14 protein-coding genes are annotated in these 18,339 nt (G+C 66.1%); 8 read left to right on the forward strand and 6 right to left on the reverse strand.

The genetic code is table 11. The annotated features are described in order from the left end of the window. Positions 1-246 precede the first annotated feature (246 nt). Positions 247-1,173 carry an EamA family transporter RarD gene (gene rarD / locus LWE61_RS18930; protein ID WP_234152211.1) on the reverse strand — a complete coding sequence of 309 codons (927 nt, stop codon included), beginning with the start codon at positions 1,171-1,173 and terminating at the stop codon, positions 247-249. Positions 1,174-1,345: 172 nt separating this feature from the next. Between rarD and LWE61_RS18935 the strand changes: the two genes are divergently transcribed. Beyond that, a complete protein-coding gene (locus tag LWE61_RS18935) occupies positions 1,346-2,110 on the forward strand; it encodes a hypothetical protein (RefSeq protein WP_234152212.1) in 765 nt (254 codons plus the stop codon). Between the two features lie 376 nt (positions 2,111-2,486). On the opposite strand, the gene LWE61_RS18940 is transcribed toward LWE61_RS18935, so the two are convergent. Further along, on the reverse strand, positions 2,487-3,818 hold the full coding sequence (locus LWE61_RS18940; protein ID WP_234152213.1) for a dihydroorotase: 1,332 nt from the start codon (positions 3,816-3,818) through the stop codon (positions 2,487-2,489). Positions 3,819-3,865: 47 nt separating this feature from the next. Between LWE61_RS18940 and ygfZ the strand changes: the two genes are divergently transcribed. Beyond that, on the forward strand, positions 3,866-4,705 hold the full coding sequence (gene ygfZ, locus LWE61_RS18945) for a CAF17-like 4Fe-4S cluster assembly/insertion protein YgfZ (protein ID WP_234152214.1): 840 nt from the start codon (positions 3,866-3,868) through the stop codon (positions 4,703-4,705). Then, on the forward strand, positions 4,702-5,481 hold the full coding sequence (locus tag LWE61_RS18950) for a glutaminyl-peptide cyclotransferase (RefSeq protein WP_234152215.1): 780 nt from the start codon (positions 4,702-4,704) through the stop codon (positions 5,479-5,481). Before ygfZ ends, LWE61_RS18950 begins: the two co-directional genes overlap by 4 nt. A 168-nt stretch (positions 5,482-5,649) precedes the next feature. Here the strand turns inward: LWE61_RS18950 and LWE61_RS18955 are convergent, their stop codons facing one another. Then, positions 5,650-6,015 (reverse strand): hypothetical protein, encoded by a 366-nt coding sequence (locus tag LWE61_RS18955; RefSeq protein ID WP_234152216.1) that lies wholly within the window; start codon positions 6,013-6,015, stop codon positions 5,650-5,652. Positions 6,016-6,276: 261 nt separating this feature from the next. After that, positions 6,277-8,949, reverse strand: coding sequence for an aconitate hydratase AcnA (gene acnA / locus LWE61_RS18960; protein WP_234152217.1), 2,673 nt, complete (start codon positions 8,947-8,949; stop codon positions 6,277-6,279). Positions 8,950-9,344: 395 nt separating this feature from the next. On the opposite strand from acnA, the gene LWE61_RS18965 reads away from it, so the two are divergent. Continuing rightward, positions 9,345-10,157 (forward strand): TauD/TfdA dioxygenase family protein, encoded by an 813-nt coding sequence (locus tag LWE61_RS18965; RefSeq protein ID WP_234152218.1) that lies wholly within the window; start codon positions 9,345-9,347, stop codon positions 10,155-10,157. Between the two features lie 4 nt (positions 10,158-10,161). Beyond that, positions 10,162-10,587: a VOC family protein gene (locus tag LWE61_RS18970; protein ID WP_234152219.1), complete on the forward strand. Its 426-nt coding sequence runs from the start codon at positions 10,162-10,164 to the stop codon at positions 10,585-10,587. A gap of 158 nt (positions 10,588-10,745) precedes the next feature. On the opposite strand, the gene LWE61_RS18975 is transcribed toward LWE61_RS18970, so the two are convergent. Both LWE61_RS18975 and LWE61_RS18980 read right to left on the reverse strand, forming a co-directional pair. Beyond that, entirely contained in the window at positions 10,746-11,594 is an 849-nt protein-coding gene (locus LWE61_RS18975; RefSeq protein WP_234152220.1) for an alpha/beta hydrolase, read from the reverse strand. Next, positions 11,492-12,079, reverse strand: a complete 588-nt coding sequence (locus tag LWE61_RS18980) for a putative porin (protein ID WP_234152221.1) — start codon at positions 12,077-12,079, stop codon at positions 11,492-11,494. Before LWE61_RS18980 ends, LWE61_RS18975 begins: the two co-directional genes overlap by 103 nt. Before the next feature lie 278 nt (positions 12,080-12,357). Here LWE61_RS18980 and LWE61_RS18985 point away from each other — a divergent pair, with 278 nt between their 5' ends. From LWE61_RS18985 to glgC, 3 genes are read left to right on the forward strand one after another with little or no spacing between them, the layout of a single operon-like run. Next, entirely contained in the window at positions 12,358-14,823 is a 2,466-nt protein-coding gene (locus tag LWE61_RS18985) for a glycogen/starch/alpha-glucan phosphorylase (RefSeq protein ID WP_234152222.1), read from the forward strand. A gap of 19 nt (positions 14,824-14,842) precedes the next feature. Next, positions 14,843-17,065 carry a 1,4-alpha-glucan branching protein GlgB gene (glgB, locus tag LWE61_RS18990; RefSeq protein WP_234152223.1) on the forward strand — a complete coding sequence of 741 codons (2,223 nt, stop codon included), beginning with the start codon at positions 14,843-14,845 and terminating at the stop codon, positions 17,063-17,065. Beyond that, positions 17,062-18,339, forward strand: a complete 1,278-nt coding sequence (gene glgC, locus LWE61_RS18995; protein WP_267961912.1) for a glucose-1-phosphate adenylyltransferase — start codon at positions 17,062-17,064, stop codon at positions 18,337-18,339. The genes glgB and glgC overlap by 4 nt, the downstream gene beginning before the upstream one ends.

Genomic DNA, 18,339 nt, shown 5'->3' on the forward strand with positions numbered 1-18,339 from the left:
CCCGGACATGACCGGATGATCCACGCTTCATGCCGTGAGCGCCATCGGGGCAGCGGTGCCCCCCGATCGACGGGTGCGATAGTCCACGCCGGAACGCCGGTTTTCCGAGAGCCTTGAAGCAAGGCAAGGCACGCGCTTCAACGCAGCTTACTCAAGGTCCACAACATCGGAAGCCCGGGGAGAGAACCGCGTCACGCGAACCCGTTCAACCCTTTGGAGTCCGTCAGGGCGGACCGTCGATTGACCTCAGGCCTTGCCGCGGTCCTCGACAGCCGCCACACCGGCCGGGGCGGACCGCCCCGCGCGCAGCGTATGCCCCGCGAAAATGACCAGCCCGGTCCAGATCAGCGCAAAGCTGGCCCATTGGGCGGTGGACAGATGCTCGCCATAGAGGAGCACGCCGCACAGGAACAACATGGTCGGCGTGACATACTGGATCAGGCCCAGCGTCACCATGGGCAGCAGCCGCGCGGCCACCGCGAACATGATGAGGGGGACGGAGGTGATGAGACCGCCGCCGACCAGCAGCGCCGAAACGCCCACATCCTGCCCAAAGCCCAACCCGCCATGGCCCGCCGTCCAGGCCAGCCCGGTCAGCGCGGGCGGCAGCAGCGCCAGCGTCTCGATCCCCAGCCCGGTCAGCGGCGACACCGGCGTCAGCTTGCGCACCAATCCATAGATGGCGAAGGTCAGCGCCAGGAACAGGCTGATACCCAGCGTTTGCGGCGCGCCCGCGCCCAGCACCACGACGCCCGCCGCCGCCAGCCCGATGGCGCACCACTGCACGACGCGCAGCCGCTCACCCAGCAGCACGACCCCGATCAGCACATTGACCAGCGGGTTGAGGAAATAGGCCAGGCTGGCCGCCACGATATGATTGTGCAGCACGGCCCAGATATAGACCAGCCAGTTCAGCGCGATCAGGATGCCGCTGGTGGTCAGCGCGGCCAGGATGCGGCCATCGCGCATCGTTTCCACAAAGGCGCGAAATTCCCGTCGCGCGCACAGGAAGATCAGGATGAAGACGCACGACCAGACGACGCGGTGCGACAGCACCTCGATGGGACCGACCGATCCGACCAGCCGGAAATAAATGGGAAACAGGCCCCATGTGGCATAGGCCAGAAAGGCGTAGATCAGGCCACGCCGGTGCTCGCTGCTTTCATGCTGCATGGCTATGCCCTTCGCGCGGGGGTGGCCGTCCGTCAAGCGTCCCCATGCGGGACAGCCGATATTGGACCGCGAAACAGGCGGTTGCCCGTTAACCGCATCTCCTTACGGAATATTAACCTCTGCCGGCCCATAGCGGTCCTTAAGATTTTGTTAACGATTGGAGGCCGATTCGATGCGCCGTTCCGCCCTGCCCCATGCCCTGGGTACGCTCGCCCTTCTGCTGTCGCTGGCCAGTTGCGGCGGCGGCGGCGAGAGTGCCGGGCAGGATAATGCCGGTGCGCTCGCCTCGCTCGACACGCGGCTGACCAACGGGACGGCGGAGCCAAAGGCTGCCCCGGTCGGCAAGCCCATCGCCGGGCCAGCCGCTGCTCCCGTCACCGCACCGGCCCCCGTGACCGAAACGGCGCAAGCCGCCACGCCCGGCGCCACCGTGGACGCCGATGGCGCGGCGGTGCGCGCCGCCCATGCCGCGATCATGACCGCCACCCCATCGCAGCCGGCACGCGGAACCGATGCCGCCGCGCACAGCGACAGTGCAGGGGCGGCGCGATCGCTTGCCGCGGCGGTGGGCAAGGCCGTGGGCGGCTGCGCGGGCCGCGACCTGCGCCATGGCGCGCAATGGGCGTCCGCCATGCCCGACGGGCTGGGCCTCTATCCCGGCGCGCGGCTGGTCGAGGCGGCGGGGACGGATACGGGCCGTTGCGCCCTGCGCGTCATCAGCTTCACCACCGCCGACAGCCCGCAGGCGGTGGCGACCCATTATGCCACCCGCGTGGGCGAAGCCGGTTTCGATGCGGAGCGCCAGCCGTGCCGGACGGAAATACGGCTGGGCGGCACGCGCCGGGGCGACGACGCGGCCTATATGCTGTTCGCGCGGCGGACGGCCAAAGGTCTGACCGAAGTGGACATCGTCGCGAGCGCAGGACCGACCGCCTGACGACAGGCGCGCGTATCGGTCCGGAACGACGCCCACCCTTGCCGCTGCCGATTATCCCGGACCTGTTTTGTCGTCCTACTGGAGCCGCCTGAACAGAAACACGGTCCCGGATCAGGTCAGAGACTATCCCCTGGAAGCACCTACCGCCCTCCCGTTCGCCCTGTTCAAACGAGGCGGATGCCTCGCTTGAATGTCGAAGGACCGCCCTTTCCCTGCAATGTCGCTTCAAGATTGAAGGGCAGCCGTTGGGCTTCGCCCGCCCGTCGGGTCGACAAGCTCAGGGCGAACGGTATTTCTATCTTACAGGCCCAATCGGAATAATCGCCGGTCAGGTCCGGGGAAGGGGGACGAAGCCGCCCGCCCCCAACCCGTCGTGTCAGGCGAACTCGGTCGCCTCGAACCGCAACGCCTCACCCGTCGCCGCGTTGGCGAGGCTGTCCTCCCACATCACCCGCTGTCCCCGGATGACGGTGCCGATGGCCTTGCCGGTCAGTGTGTCCCCCTCGAACGGCGACCAGTTACAGCGCGACGCCAGCCATTCGCTGCCCACCGTCCACCGCTTCTTGAGGTCGACGATGGTGAAATCCGCGTCATAGCCCGCCGCGATCCGCCCCTTGCCGACGAGGCCGAAGATCCGCTGCGGCCCCGCGCTGGTCAGGTCGATGAAGCGTTGCAGCGTCAGCCGCCCCTCCGCCACATGGTTGAGCAGCAGCGGCACCAGCGTCTGCACGCCCGGCATGCCGCTGGGCGAGGCGGGATAGGGTTTCGCCTTCTCCTCGATGGTGTGCGGCGCATGGTCGGAACCGAGCACGTCGGGCACGCCCTGCCGCAGCCAGTGCCACAGGCCATCCCGATGGGCGGCGCTGCGGATCGGCGGGTTCATCTGCGCGTAGCTGCCCAGGCGCGGATAGGCATCCTCCCCCGCCAGCGTCAGATGCTGCGGCGTCACCTCGCAGGTGGCGATGTCCTTGTGCTGCGCCAGAAATTCCAGTTCCGCGGGCGTGGTGATGTGCAGCACATGGATGCGCCGCCGCGCCTTGCGGGCCAGCCCGACGATGCGCCGCGTCGCGATCAGCGCGCTCTCGTCATCGCGCCACACCGGATGGCTGGAGGCGTCGCCCTCCACCCGATGATCCTTGCGCGCGTTCATCCGCGCCTCATCCTCCGCATGGATGGCAACACGGCGGGTGCCGGACGCCAGCACACGGGCCAGCGCATCGTCATCGTCCACCAGCAGGCTGCCGGTCGAGGCGCCCATGAAGATCTTGACGCCCGACGTGCCGGGAATCCGCTCCAGTTCCTTCAGATGCTCCGCATTGTCGGCGGTCGCGCCGACATAGAAGGCATGGTCGCACCACATGCGATGATGGGCGCGCTTCAGCTTGTCATGGACCCGTTCCGCCGTGTCGGTGTTGGGGTTGGTGTTGGGCATTTCGAACACCGCCGTCACGCCGCCCAGCACGGCGGCGCGGCTGCCCGATTCCAGGTCTTCCTTATGCTCCAGCCCCGGCTCGCGGAAATGGACCTGGCTGTCGATCACGCCGGGCAGCACGTCGAGGCCGGTGCAGTCGATCCGCTCCCCCGCATCGCCCAGGGACGTGCCGATGGCGGCGACCTTGCCGCCCGTCACGCCGACATCGACCTGTGCCGGGCCGCCGGGCAGGTGAACGGTTCCACCGGAGAGGATGAGGTCGAAAGTCTGGCCCATGATGATGTTCCCTTTGCGCTGGCGGCGGATCGTCCTACCTAAGCCCGATGACGGAAACCACCCCTGAACCGCCGCCCCCCTCCGAAACACCCGACCGGGCGACATGGTTGTCCGACCGCGCGCTGATCCGCGTCGGCGGGGCGGAGGCACGCGCCTTCCTCAACGGCCTCGTCACCAATGATGCGGGCAGGCTGGCGGAGGGCGCCCCCCGCTGGGCCGGGCTGCTGACGCCGCAGGGCAAGGCGCTGTTCGACTTTTTCCTCTGGGCGGACGGGCCGGAGGATGTGCTGATCGACTGCGAGGCGGCGCAGGCCGACGCCCTCGTCCGGCGACTCAGCCTCTATCGCCTGCGCCGTCCAATCACGATCGCGCGCGAGGATGCGCGGGCGGTCCACTGGTCGCCCGACTCAGGGGGCAGGGACGTGGCGGACAAGCCGGTCGACCCCCGCCTCCCCGCGCTCGGCCATCGCTGGCTGGCCCCGGTCGCGGCGGATGCGACCACCCATGCCGATTCACTCTATCGCGCATGGCGGCACAGCCATGGCGTGCCCGAAGGGCTGGACGAGCTGGGCAGCGACCAGACGCTCTGGCTGGAAACCAACGCGCGCGAGCTGAACGGCGTGGATTTCACCAAGGGCTGCTATGTCGGGCAGGAGAATACCGCCCGCATGCATTATCGGTCCAAGGTCAACCGGCGGCTGATCTTCGTGCCCCGCGACCGGTCCGATCCGAAACGGCAACGGCTCGACCTGCCGGAGGAAAATCTGGCGCTCGACTATCTGCGGACGGAAAATCTGGGCGACCTGCCCGTTCCCGTCTGGCTGGCCGAGGCACTGGCCGACGCGCAGGCCGGGGAGGAAACACAGGCCGGGGAGCAGGACGCGTGAGAAAGACCGGCCTTTTCCTCCTGCTGGCCGCGACCGCCCTGCCCGCGCAGGCGGAGACGGGCTGGACCCTTGTCGGCTCCCTTCCCCATGATCCCACCGCCTTTACGGAGGGGCTGCTGGTCCATGACGGGCTGCTCTATGAATCCACCGGGCTGGTCAGCCGGTCGGACATTCGCATCAGCCGCCTCGCGGACGGCAAGGTCGTGCGGCGCGCCGCGGTGCCCACCCCCTATTTCGGCGAGGGCATTGCGCTCACGCAGGATGCAAAGGGCAAGGACCGGCTGGTCAGCCTGACATGGCGGCATGGCAAGGGCTTCCTCTGGTCCCTGCCCGACCTGAAACAGACCGGCGAATTTCGCTATTCCGGCGAGGGCTGGGCGCTGACCGGCGACGGCAGGCGCCTCATCATGAGCGACGGCACGGCGGACCTGCGCTTCCTCGACCCCGTAACGCTGAAGGAGGCGGGCGGCGTCACCGTGCGGACGGCGGACGGCAGGCCGGTGCCGCTGCTGAACGAACTGGAATATGTGGATGGCGAAGTGCTCGCCAATGTGTGGATGACCAGCCGCATCGCCCGCATCGACCCGAAGAATGGTGCCGTCATCGACTGGATCGACCTGTCGGCGCTGGTGGACAAGGCGCGGGCGGAGGGCGCGACTGGCGAGGATGACGTGCTGAATGGCATCGCCTGGGACGCGGCCCATAAACGGCTGTTCGTCACCGGCAAGAACTGGCCGAAGATATACGAGATCAGACTGGAGAAAGCGGCGCGCTGACAGGGTGGGATCGCCGCGCATTGCATCGCGTTACTCCGAACCTGCCGCCTTTTCAGCCGTCTTTTCAGCCGTCATCGCGAAAAACGAAATACCGGATCGAGGAACAGAGATGTGCGGACGATAGGACTATCCTGACGGCCGTTATCGCCACCCCCAGTCCACAATCGTTCAGCCCGGCTCCGTCAGCCACAGCCGCGCATCCGCCAGATTCAGGAACACGCGCACCCGTGGATGGACCAGCGTCCGTTCGGCCTGCGCCCTGTTCAGCAGGCTGCCGACCACCACGGCGCTCCGGCCGCTGGTCAGGGTCATGCCGCCGCGCATGACATCGGTCAGCAAGTCCGCGACATCATTCGCCTGAACCGGAAATTCCAGCGATTCGACCAGCACGTTGAAATCGTCGCGCGCCGCCCGCGCCTCCCGCGCCTTTGCGCCCACCTCCTTGGCGAAGGCGGGCACATCCTCCGGCTTCCAGAAGCCCTTGACCATGATGGTCAGGCAATTGGCGGCATGGTCATAGTCTACCTGAAACATGGCGTCCTCGGTTTTCGGCCCGGATGATCGCGGACCACGACCCACATCCGATGGCGGCTTTCCGCGATCTTCACCATCGGATTATTGCCTCGGTCGCCCACATTCGCCCCCGTTCACATGGCCTGTGGTCGATGCCCGGCCCAATCCCTCCCGAACCGGCCATGGCCCGCGCGCACTCCCTTCTGGCCAATGCACGACAGGCACAAAAAAACGCGGGGACCGGCGAGCCTTGCGCCCGCCGGTCCCCGCGTCCTGTCAGGATCAGGCTGCCAGCTTGCGCAGCACGTAGGGCAGGATGCCGCCGTTCAGGAAATATTCCAGTTCGTTCACCGTATCGATGCGGCACAGCGCCTCGAAGGTGAAGGTCGAACCGTCGGCGCGCGTCACCTGCACCGGCACCAGCTGGCGCGGCTTCAGGTCGGCGACGCCGGTGATGGTGAAGGCTTCGTCACCGGTCAGGCCCAGGCTCTCGCGATTGTCGTCGCCCTGGAACTGGAGTGGCAACACGCCCATGCCGACCAGATTCGAACGGTGGATACGCTCGAAGCTCTCGGTGATGACCACGCGCACGCCCAGCAGGTTGGTGCCCTTCGCCGCCCAGTCGCGCGACGATCCGGTGCCATATTCCTTGCCCGCGACGACGACCAGCGGGGTGCCATCCGCCTTGTAGCGCATGGCCGCGTCATAGATGGGCAGGACTTCGTCCTTATACTTGGTCATGCCGCCTTCGATGCCGTCCAGCATCTGGTTCTTGATGCGGATGTTGGCGAAGGTGCCGCGCATCATGACTTCATGGTGGCCACGGCGCGCGCCATAGCTGTTGAAGTCCGCCGCCGCGACCTGATGCTCCTGCAGGTAGATGCCGGCGGGCGAGGACGCCTTGATGTTGCCGGCGGGGGAGATGTGGTCGGTCGTGATCGAGTCGCCGAAGATCGCCATCAGCTTGGCGTCGACGATGTCGGTGACCGGCGCGGGGGTCATCGACAGGCCCTCGAAATAGGGCGGGTTGGCGACATAGGTCGAACCGGCGCGCCAGGCGTAGGTGTCCGACCCCGCAACGTCGATCGCCTGCCAGTGCGCGTCGCCCTTGTACACGTCGGCATAGCGCGCCTGGAACATCGCACGGTCCATGCAACCGGCCATGGTGGTGGCCACTTCCTCGTTGCTGGGCCAGATGTCCTTCAGATACACATCCACGCCGTCCTTGCTCTGGCCGATGGGGGTGGTGATGAAGTCCTCGATCACCGTACCCTTGAGCGCATAGGCGACGACCAGCGGCGGGCTGGCGAGGAAGTTGGCGCGCACGTCCGGCGACACGCGGCCTTCGAAGTTGCGGTTGCCGGAGATGACGGCGGCGGCGACCAGACCATGCTCGTTGATCGCCTTGCTGATCGGCTCGGCCAGCGGGCCGGAGTTGCCGATGCAGGTCGTGCAGCCATAGCCGACGAGGTTGAAGCCAACCGCATCGAGATGCTCCTGAAGGCCCGCGCGGTTCAGATAGTCGGTGACGACTTGGCTACCGGGGGCGAGCGAGGTCTTGACCCATGGCTTGGGCTTCAGGCCCAGTTCGTTCGCCTTCTTGGCGACAAGGCCCGCGGCGACCAGAACGCCGGGATTCGACGTGTTGGTGCAGCTTGTGATCGCGGCGATGGTGACGTCGCCGTCGCCGATGTCGAAGTCGCGGCCCTCGACCGGAACGCGGGTCTGCGCCTTCTTGTAGACATTGACCATGTCGGCGTTGAACACATCATCGACGTCGGGGAGAGCGACGCGGTCCTGCGGGCGCTTGGGACCGGCGAGGCTGGGGACGACGGTGGCCAGGTCCAGCTCGATCGTGTCGGTGAAGACAGGGTCGGCGGCGGCGGGGTCGATCCAGAAGCCCTGCTCCTTGGCATAGGCTTCGACCAGCGCGATATTCTCCTCGGTGCGACCGGTCAGGCGCATATAGTCCAGCGTCTTGTCGTCGATGCCGAAGAAGCCGCAGGTCGCGCCATATTCCGGCGCCATGTTGGCCAGCGTCGCACGGTCGGCGAGGCTCAGCGAGGCGAGGCCGGGGCCGAAATATTCCACGAAGCGGCCGACGACGCCCTTGGCGCGCAGCATGGCGGTGGCGGTCAGGACGAGGTCGGTCGCGGTGACGCCTTCGGTCAGCGCGCCGGTCACCTTGAAACCGACGACTTCGGGGATGAGCATGGAGACGGGCTGACCGAGCATGGCCGCTTCCGCCTCGATGCCGCCCACGCCCCAGCCGAGGACGCCCAGGCCATTGATCATCGTGGTGTGGCTGTCGGTGCCGACGCAGGTGTCGGGATAGGCGATGGTGGTGCCGTCAGGCCCTTCGCTCGACCATACAGCCTGCGCGATATTCTCCAGGTTCACCTGATGGCAGATGCCGGTGCCAGGGGGCACGGCGTAGAAATTGTTCAGCGACTTCGAACCCCATTTCAGGAAGTCGTACCGCTCGAAATTGCGCTGATATTCGATCTCGACATTCTGTTCGAACGCCTTCGGCGTGCCGAACTCGTCGACCATGACCGAATGGTCGATGACGAGGTGGACGGGAACCTGCGGGTTGATCTTGCTGGCATCCGCGCCCAGCGCGTTCATCGCGTCGCGCATCGCGGCCAGATCGACCACGCAGGGAACGCCGGTGAAGTCCTGCAACAGCACGCGGGCGGGGCGATACTGGATCTCGCGCTCGGCCTTGCCCCGGTCATTCTGCCAGTCGACGATCGCCTGCACATCTTCGGTGGTAACGGTCACACCGTCCTCGAAGCGGAGGAGGTTTTCCAGCAGAACCTTCATGGAGAAAGGCAGGCGCGAGACGTCGCCCAGCTTTGCCGCGGCCTTCGCCAGCGAATAATAGCCATAGGCCTTGCCACCCACGTCGAGTGTGTCGCGCGTGCCGAGCGTGTCCTGTCCAATTGCGGTCATTGCCCCGAATCTCCCTTCTCACATGCCTTGCCGGTCCGGCAGGGGAGAAAGCGAGACGCTGCGACAGGATCATATGTCCGTCGCGAAGACCTGCACCCTGTCCCCACTCCAGAAGAAGGGCAGGAGGGCCGGTCCGGTCAGCTCAACCAACGGCCAAGGCGGTTTCGTCCGATGCCGCAGCGCAATAACGGTTGCGGACGCCCTGTCAACAAGGATGGGTTGAAAGCGACTCGCAACAGGGAAGCGGCGCGACTGTATAGGCTTGCAACACATGGTGGAGCGGCTAAGGCCAGCGGGAGGCATGATGCAGGATCGCCCCGCTGGGATGGGGCAACAGGCGGCATCATGGAGACACACCCCTCGCGACAAGGGGGGCGGCAAGGATGAGTGACGCCATGTTCGAAGCCCATGACATTTCGCCGCGAGTCGGCACCCGGATCACGATCAGCAAGGCCGACCTGACCAGCGGCAAATACGCCGGCGACATCGAGGAACTGCTCAAGACGCGCAGCGCGCTGGTGTTCAAGGAACTGTTCCTGGAGGACGAGGAGCAGCTCGCCTTCGCCAACACCATCGGCACGGTCACGCTGCTGGGCGACGATGGTGTGTCGAAGATTTCGCTCGACCCCACCGTCTCCGACACCGCCGATTACACGCGCGGGGCCTTCTTCTGGCACATCGACGGCGCGAACGACGTCTATCCGGCCAAGGCGACGATGCTGACCGCCAAGACTTTGTCCGAATGGGGCGGCGACACGCTGATCGCCAACACCTATGCCGCCTATGACGACCTGCCCGATGCGGACAAGGAGCTGTTGTCCACGCTCAAGGTGCGGCACGCGCTGGAGGCGTCGCAGCGCATGGTCCATCCCGACCCCAGCTATGCCGAACTGCAACGCTGGCGCACCCGCCCGTCGCAGACCCATCCGCTGGTCTGGCATCATGCCGATTCGGGGCTGAAGTCGCTCGTGCTGGGCGCGACCGCCTATTATGTGCACGACATGTCGCGGGAGGACAGCGACGCGCTCCTCTGCCGCGTGCAGGAATGGGCGACGCAGGATCGGTTCGTCTATCGCCACAAATGGAATGTCGGTGACCTTCTGGTGTGGGACAACACCGGCACCATGCACCGCGCCGATACCTATTCGCTGGAGAGCAAGCGGCTGATGCATCGCACCACGCTGGAGGGCGAAGAGGCGCTGGGCTGACGGCATGACCGGAAACATGACCCCGCCGCCGTTGCGTTTCTACAGCATCGTGCTGGCGGTGGCGGACCTTTCCCTGATGCAGCACTGGTATGCGCGGGCGCTGGGCTTTGCCGAGCGTCTGTCCGGTGCGTCGGAGGCGGATGGCACCGCCTTCGCCGTGATGGACGGGGCGGGCACCTGCATCGAGCTGGTCGCGCGGCGGGGCGCAACCCCCGCCCCGCCGCCGGAACCGCCCACCCATCTGGATACGACCGGCTGGAGAACGCTGGACCTCGAAAGCGACGACCTGCTGGCGCTCGACGCGCATTTACGGCGGGAGGGGGTAACGATCCTGACCGCCATGCAACCCCTCTCCCCCCGCCGGGCGATGACGGTGATCCGCGATCCGGAGGGCAACCTCATCGCCATCTTCGGGCCGGTGCCGGGGTGAGGGGCTGACGGGTTGCGATCCATCGTCGCCACCCCGACCTGATCGGCCATTACCCCTCAGGAGCATGTAGCCCTCTCCCGCTCCTTCCTGATGCGGCTCTTAATAAGGGCAACAGCGGGTCCAAGATGACGGACGCCCCCCCCCCCCTCCCACGTCCCTCAATCCACGCACCCCTTCTTGCGCTTGCGGAACACGAACTTCGCATTGCCCATATCCTGCGTCCGTTCGAGACAGGCGTCGGAACGCGGCGCCCTCTCCCGCGCAGGTTCTGGCGCCTGCGGCCCCCGGTTCCTGCCGTCCCGACCACCGCCGCCGCTGCCGAGATGCTCGTTGAAGAAACGCACGATCTGGTCATAGGCGTCCCGCGCCTCCGGCAGGGTGGACTGGTAGATGTAGCAATGGCCCATCCCCTCCCCCACGATCAGGTTGCTGCGAACCCCCGCCTTCAACAACTGGTTGTTGGTGTAGATGGCCGGTGACAGATCCATCGCCCGTGTGCCGGTAATCAGCAGGGTCGGCGGGAATTTGGCGGCGAGGTCGGGGTAGGCGGCGGGCGACACCATCCGATCCGTCAACGCCACGCCCCGGAAATAGGGCAGCGGAAAGGTCGATCCGTCCGGCTTGGGCGGCGGGAAGGAAGCGTCGATGTAGCCGGCGACATAGGCCGAATCGCCCGCCCCGAACCGCACCCCGCCCGCACCGAAGATGCCGACCGCACCCGGCTGCACAATCCCCTTGTCCGCGAACCACGCCACCGATTGCGCGGTCAGCGCCCCGCCCGCCGAACAGCCATAGATTCCGATATTCTCCGGCCGATAGCTTTTGAGCAGTTGCTGGTAGACGGACGCCACATCCTGCGACGCGGCGGGAAAGACATTCTCCGGTCCCTGCCGGTAATCGACCGTCACCACTCGGAAACGGCCGACCGCGGCAATGGGGATGGATTCGACCATCGCGCACCCTTCCGCGCATTGGCTGAACCCGCCGCCATGCAGGTTGATGAGCACGCGGCTGGCGTTCGCCTCCCCCCTTTCGGCGTGACGACACGGGTGCGAACGCCGCCGATCTGCTGCTCCACGATGTCGACGGGGTAGCGTTGCTGCATCTCCACCACGCGCGGGGCGAGCAATCGCTCGGTCATCGCGCGCAGGTCCGCGATGGACGTGCCGACCAGCCGGTCCACGACCGGCATCGCCGCGCGCGCTTTCTGCTGGGCCAGCGCCTCCGGGCTGAGGAAGGGCGACGGCGGCAGGTCGAAGGCGGGGACATGCACGGTGCCGCCGGGATCGAAGACGGGCCGGGCGGCCGGAGCCTGACCAGAGTGGGACGGAGCCGTCCGGGCCGCACCATCCTTCGGCCTCTGCTGCGCGACCAGCGCGGACGCCCCGGCCATCGTTATCGCCAGCACCCCTGCCTTCACGATCCGCTGCTTCATCGCATCCTCCCATTTTTTCTCTGCGCCGATGCCATCCGCTGAAATGGTATGCGTCATGCCAATTCGGCGGCGGTGAGCAAAAAGCCGCTCCACCTTCCGCCCCGTCCTTTCCTTGCGCCCCACGCACCCGCCGCGCCCGGCCCTGCCCACCAATCCATCCCCATCCGAAACGATAGCGTCGGCCATGGTCGATTGGGGCTTTCGCTGTCCGAATATTAGTGCATTAATGTTGCAGTGCGGCATGGGGCGTCGTTTCGCGTCATGCACAGTTTCTCAAGGCTGCGGCCCTATGCCACCGGGCACGGGCGTGGCCCGACGCGAGGAGGTCGAGCAAAATGCAGAACACAACGGTCGCCCTGCCAACCCTCACCCCGCGCGAGACGGACCCGGATTCGCTGGCCAGGGACATCGTCGAGCATCTGACCCACCGGATCGGCAAGAATCCCTCCGCCGCCAAGCCGCACGACTGGCTGGCCGCGACCATCGCCGCCATCCGCGACAGCGTCATCGACCGCTGGATCGCCTCCACCACCAAAACCTATGAGCAGGGTGGCAAGCGGGTCTATTATCTCAGCCTCGAATTTCTGATCGGTCGCCTGATGCGCGACACCATGTCCAACCTGGGCATCATGGAGAATGTGCGGACCGCGCTCGAAAAGCTGGGCGTCGACCTCGACCTGGTGTCGGAGCTGGAGCCGGACGCGGCGTTGGGCAATGGCGGTCTCGGCCGTCTCGCCGCCTGCTTCATGGAGTCGATGGCGACGGTGGACGTGCCCGCCTATGGCTATGGCATCCGCTATGTGAACGGCATGTTCCGGCAGGAAGTGCATGACGGCTGGCAGGTCGAACTGCCGGAGACATGGCTGGCGCACGGCAATCCGTGGGAGTTCGAACGGCGCGAGGCCAGCTATGAGATCGGCTTCGGCGGGCTGGTCGAACCGGCGCGCGCCGACGGCAGCGGCGACGACGCACGCTCCTGGCGCCCGCAGGAGCGCGTCATCGCCACCCCCTATGACACGCCGGTCGTCGGCTGGCGGGGCGAGCGGGTCAACACGCTGCGCCTGTGGACCGCCGTGCCCATCGATCCCATCCTGCTCGACGCCTTCAACGCGGGCGACCATATCGGCGCGCTGAAGGAGAGCAACAAGGCGGAGAGCCTGGCGCGCGTCCTCTACCCCGCCGACTCCACCCCCGCCGGGCAGGAACTGCGCCTGCGGCAGGAATATTTCTTCTCGTCCGCATCGTTGCAGGACATCGTGCGGCGTCACCTCCAGTATTTCGGCGACATCCGCACCCTGCCGGACAAGGCGGCGATCCAGCTGAACGACACCCATCCCGCCGTGTCGGTGGCGGAACTGATGCGCCTCCTCATCGACGAGCTGGACCTGTCCTTCGCGGAGGCATGGGACGTCACCCGCCGGACGTTCAGCTACACCAACCACACCCTGCTGCCGGAGGCGCTGGAAACATGGCCGCTGCCCCTGTTCGAGCGGCTGCTGCCCCGCCACATGCAGCTCATCTATGCGATCAACGCCCGGCTGCTGATCGAGGCGAAGCGGGACAAGGGCTTTGACGACCGGGCGATCGGCGCCATCTCCCTGATCGACGAGGGTGGCGAACGGCGCGTGCGCATGGCCAATCTCGCCTTTGCCGGGTCGCACAGCGTCAACGGCGTCGCCGCACTGCACACGGAACTGATGAAGGAGACGGTGTTCGCCGACCTGCACCGCATGTTCCCCGACCGCATCAACAACAAGACCAACGGCGTAACCCCGCGCCGCTGGCTGATGCAGTGCAACCCGGAACTGACCAGCCTGCTGCGCGAGACGATCGGCGACCGGTTCCTGGACGATACGGAGGCGCTGGCCGACCTCGTCCCCTTTGCCGACGACGCCGCCTTCCGCGAAAAATTCCGCGCGGTGAAGCAGGTGAAGAAGGGCAGGCTGGCCGATGTGCTGAAGGATCGGATGGGCCTGCGCGTCGACCCTTCCGCCCTGTTCGACGTGCAGATCAAGCGCATCCATGAATATAAGCGGCAGTTGCTCAACATCGTCGAGGCGGTCGCCCTCTACGACCAGATCCGCAGCCACCCCGAACGGGACTGGCAACCGCGCGTGAAGCTGTTCGGGGGCAAGGCCGCGCCCAGCTATCATAATGCCAAGCTCATCATCAAACTCATCAACGACGTCGCCCGCACGGTGAACCACGACCCGGCGGTGCAGGGCCTGCTCAAGATCGCCTTCGTGCCCAACTATAATGTGTCGATGGCGGAGATCATGATGCCCGCCGCCGACCTCAGCGAGCAGATCTCCACCGCGGGCATGGAGGCGTCCGGCACCGGCAACATGAAATTCGCCCTCAACGGCGCGCTGACCATCGGCACGCTGGACGGCGCGAATATCGAGATCATGGAGCATGTCGGGCGGGAGAATATCCGCATATTCGGCCTGACCGCGCAGGAAGTGGCCGACACCCGCAACAACGGCTACAACCCGCGCGCGGTCATCGAGGGTTCGCGCGAACTCGCGCAGGCGCTCAACGCCATATCGTCCGGCGTCTTCTCGCCCGAAGACCCGACCCGCTATCGCGACCTGATCGGCGGCATCTACGACCATGACTGGTTCATGGTGGCGGCCGATTTCGACAGCTATCACGCGGCCCAGCGCGAACTGGACACGCTATGGGCGAACAAGGCAGAATGGGACGCGCAGGCGGTTCGGAACACTGCGCGCGTCGGCTGGTTCTCCTCGGACCGGACCATCCGGCAATATGCGCGGGAAATCTGGAAGGTGCTGCCATAACCTATTCGAGAGGGTGTTCGTGAAACGCCACGAAGCCGATGCGCTGATCCAGGGGAGCCATGCCGATCCGTTTGCGGTGCTGGGCCTGCACCGCGACGGCACCGCCGCCAATGCGCCCTATGTGGCGCGCTGCGTCATACCGGGCGCGGATCGCGTCACCGCCTTTGCCCGCAAGGGCGACGGCGTGGCGCCCGGCGGCGTCGCGCTGACCCGCATCCACGACGGCGGCCTGTTCGAGGGGCGGCTGAAGGTGCGCAAGCTGCGCCCGCTGCGCTATCTCGCCGCCAATGATGGCGGGGAATGGTGGGTGGACGACCCCTACAGCTATGGTCCCGTCCTCGGCCCGATGGACGATTATTATATGGCGGAGGGATCGCACCTGCGCCTGTTCGACAAGATGGGCGCGCATTTCCTGACCCATGAGGGCAGCGACGGCGTGCATTTCGCGGTCTGGGCGCCCGATGCGCGGCGCGTGTCGGTGGTGGGCGATTTCAACGACTGGGACGGGCGGCGGCATGTCATGCGCCTGCGCCGCGACACCGGCATCTGGGAAATCTTCGTGCCCGGCATCGCCGCGGGCAGCGCCTATAAATATGAGATACTGGACGCCAGCGGCGCGACCCTGCCGCTCAAGGCGGACCCCTTTGCCTTTCGCAGCGAATATCGCCCCGCCACCGCCTCCGTCACCGCGCGCCCGCTGGCCCATGACTGGGGCGATGCGGCGCACCGCGACCATTGGGGCCGGGTCGATGCCCGCCGCCAGCCCCTCTCCACCTATGAGGTGCATGCCGGGTCATGGCGGCGCGACGCGAACGGCGCGTTCCTGAGCTGGGACGCGCTGGCCGACCAGCTCATCCCCTATGTGGTCGACATGGGCTTCACCCATATCGAATTCCTGCCGATCACCGAACATCCCTATGATCCGAGCTGGGGCTACCAGACCACCGGCCTTTACGCCCCCACCGCCCGCTTTGGCGAGCCGGAGGGGTTCGCCCGCTTCGTCGATGGCGCGCATCAGGCCGGGATCGGCGTCATCCTCGACTGGGTGCCCGCCCATTTCCCGACCGACGCCCATGGCCTGTCGCAGTTCGACGGCACCGCGCTCTATGAACATGCCGATCCGCGCAAGGGGTTCCACCCCGACTGGAACACCGCCATCTTCAACTTCGGCCGGCGGGAGGTCGTCTCCTACCTCGTCAACAACGCGCTGTTCTGGACCGACCGCTATCATCTCGACGGGCTGCGCGTCGATGCGGTCGCGTCGATGCTCTACCTCGATTATTCGCGCAAAGAAGGGGAATGGATTCCCAACGAGCAGGGCGGGCGGGAGAATTGGGAGGCGGTGCGCTTCCTCCAGTCCATGAACCGCGCCGTCTATGGGCAGGCGAACGAGATGGCGCGCGGGGCGATAACCATCGCGGAGGAAAGCACGTCATGGCCCGGCGTGTCGCATCCGGTGCACGAGGGCGGCCTGGGCTTCGGTTTCAAATGGAACATGGGCTTCATGCACGACACGCTGCGCTATCTGGCGCGCGACCCGGTGCACCGCAAACATCATCACGCCGACATGACCTTCGGCCTGATGTACGCCTTTGGCGAGAATTACGTCCTGCCGATCAGCCATGACGAGGTGGTGCATGGCAAGGGATCGCTGCTGACCAAGATGGCGGGCGACGACTGGCAGAAATTCGCGACCCTGCGCGCCTTCTATGGTTTCATGTGGGGCTATCCGGGCAAGAAGCTGCTGTTCATGGGGCAGGAATTCGCCCAGCGCGGCGAATGGGCGGAAAGCCGGGCGCTGGACTGGCACGAGGCGGACCTGCCCAGCCATGGCGGCGTGCGGGATGCCCTGCGCGACCTCAACCGCCTCTATCGCAACCGCCCTGCCCTCCACGCCCGCGATTGCGAGTCGGACGGCTTCGACTGGCTCAACGCCGACGATGCGGCGGGATCGGTCTTTTCCTGGGTGCGGCGCGGGCCGGATGGCGACGGCCACTGGCGCGAGGTGGTGGTGATTGCCCACTTCACCCCCACCCTGCGGGAGGGCTATCGCCTGCGCCTGCCCGGCGGCGGGCGGTGGCGCGAAATCTTCAACAGCGATGCGTCCGTCTATGGCGGCAGCGGCGCGGGCAATGGCGGCGTGGTGGAGGCGGACGGCGACGGCTGGGCCATCTTGACCATTCCTCCACTTTCCACACTCTATCTCGAACGAACAGAAGGCGAGGAGCAAGGACAGGCATGAACCAGGCACGACCCAAGCGCACGTCGCCCATCGCGCGCGACACCATGGCCTATGTGCTGGCGGGCGGGCGCGGCAGCCGCCTGTTCGAGATGACGGACGTGCGCGCCAAGCCCGCCGTCTATTTCGGCGGCAAGGCGCGGATCATCGACTTCGCCCTCTCCAACGCGATCAACAGCGGCATCCGGCGCATCGGCGTGGCAACGCAGTATAAGGCGCATTCGCTGATCCGCCACCTGACGCGCGGCTGGAACTTCCTGCGCTCCGAACGCAACGAGAGCTTCGACATCCTCCCCGCTTCGCAGCGCGTGTCGGAAACCCAATGGTATCTCGGCACCGCCGACGCCGTGTACCAGAATATCGACATTATCGAGGGGTACGGCCCGGAATATATGATCATCCTGGCGGGCGATCATATCTACAAGATGGACTATGAGCTGATGCTCCGCCAGCATGTGGACGAGAATGCGGACGTCACCGTCGGCTGTCTGGAGGTGCCCCGCATGGAGGCGACCGGCTTTGGCGTCATGCATGTGGACGATGCGGACCGCATCACCGCCTTTGTCGAGAAACCCGCCAACCCGCCCGGCATACCCGGCCAGCCGGACATGGCGCTGGCCAGCATGGGCATTTATGTCTTCAAGACCAGCTACCTCATCGAACTGCTGAAACGCGACGCGGCGGATCTGACATCCAAGCATGATTTCGGCGGCGACCTGATCCCCTATGTGGTGGAGCATGGCAAGGCGGTCGCCCACCGCTTCTCCACCAGTTGCGTGCGCGGCGAATATGAGCCGGAGGCCTATTGGCGCGACGTCGGCACCATCGACGCCTATTGGGAGGCGAACATCGACCTCACCGACGTGCTCCCCCACCTCGACCTCTATGACAAGAGCTGGCCGCTGTGGAGCTATGCGGAGGTCACGCCGCCCGCCAAATTCGTGCATGATGACGAGTATCGGCGCGGCGCGGCCATCTCCTCGCTCATCTCCGGCGGCTGCATCATCTCCGGCTCCTCGCTGCACCGGGCGCTGATCTTCACCGGGGTCCACGCCCACAGCTTCTCGTCCGTCACCAACAGCGTGGTTCTGCCCCATTGCCAGATCGGGCGGGGGGCGCGGCTGGACAAGGTGGTGATCGACGCCAACGTCCATATCCCGGAAGGGCTGATCGTCGGTGAGAATCCCGAATATGACGCGCAACGATTCCGCCGGACGGAGAAGGGCATCTGCCTCATCACGCGCGAGATGATTGCCCGGCTGGGGGAGACCGGCTGA

The sequence above is a fragment of the Sphingobium sufflavum genome (assembly GCF_021403115.1).
GTDB lineage: Bacteria > Pseudomonadota > Alphaproteobacteria > Sphingomonadales > Sphingomonadaceae > Sphingobium > Sphingobium sufflavum.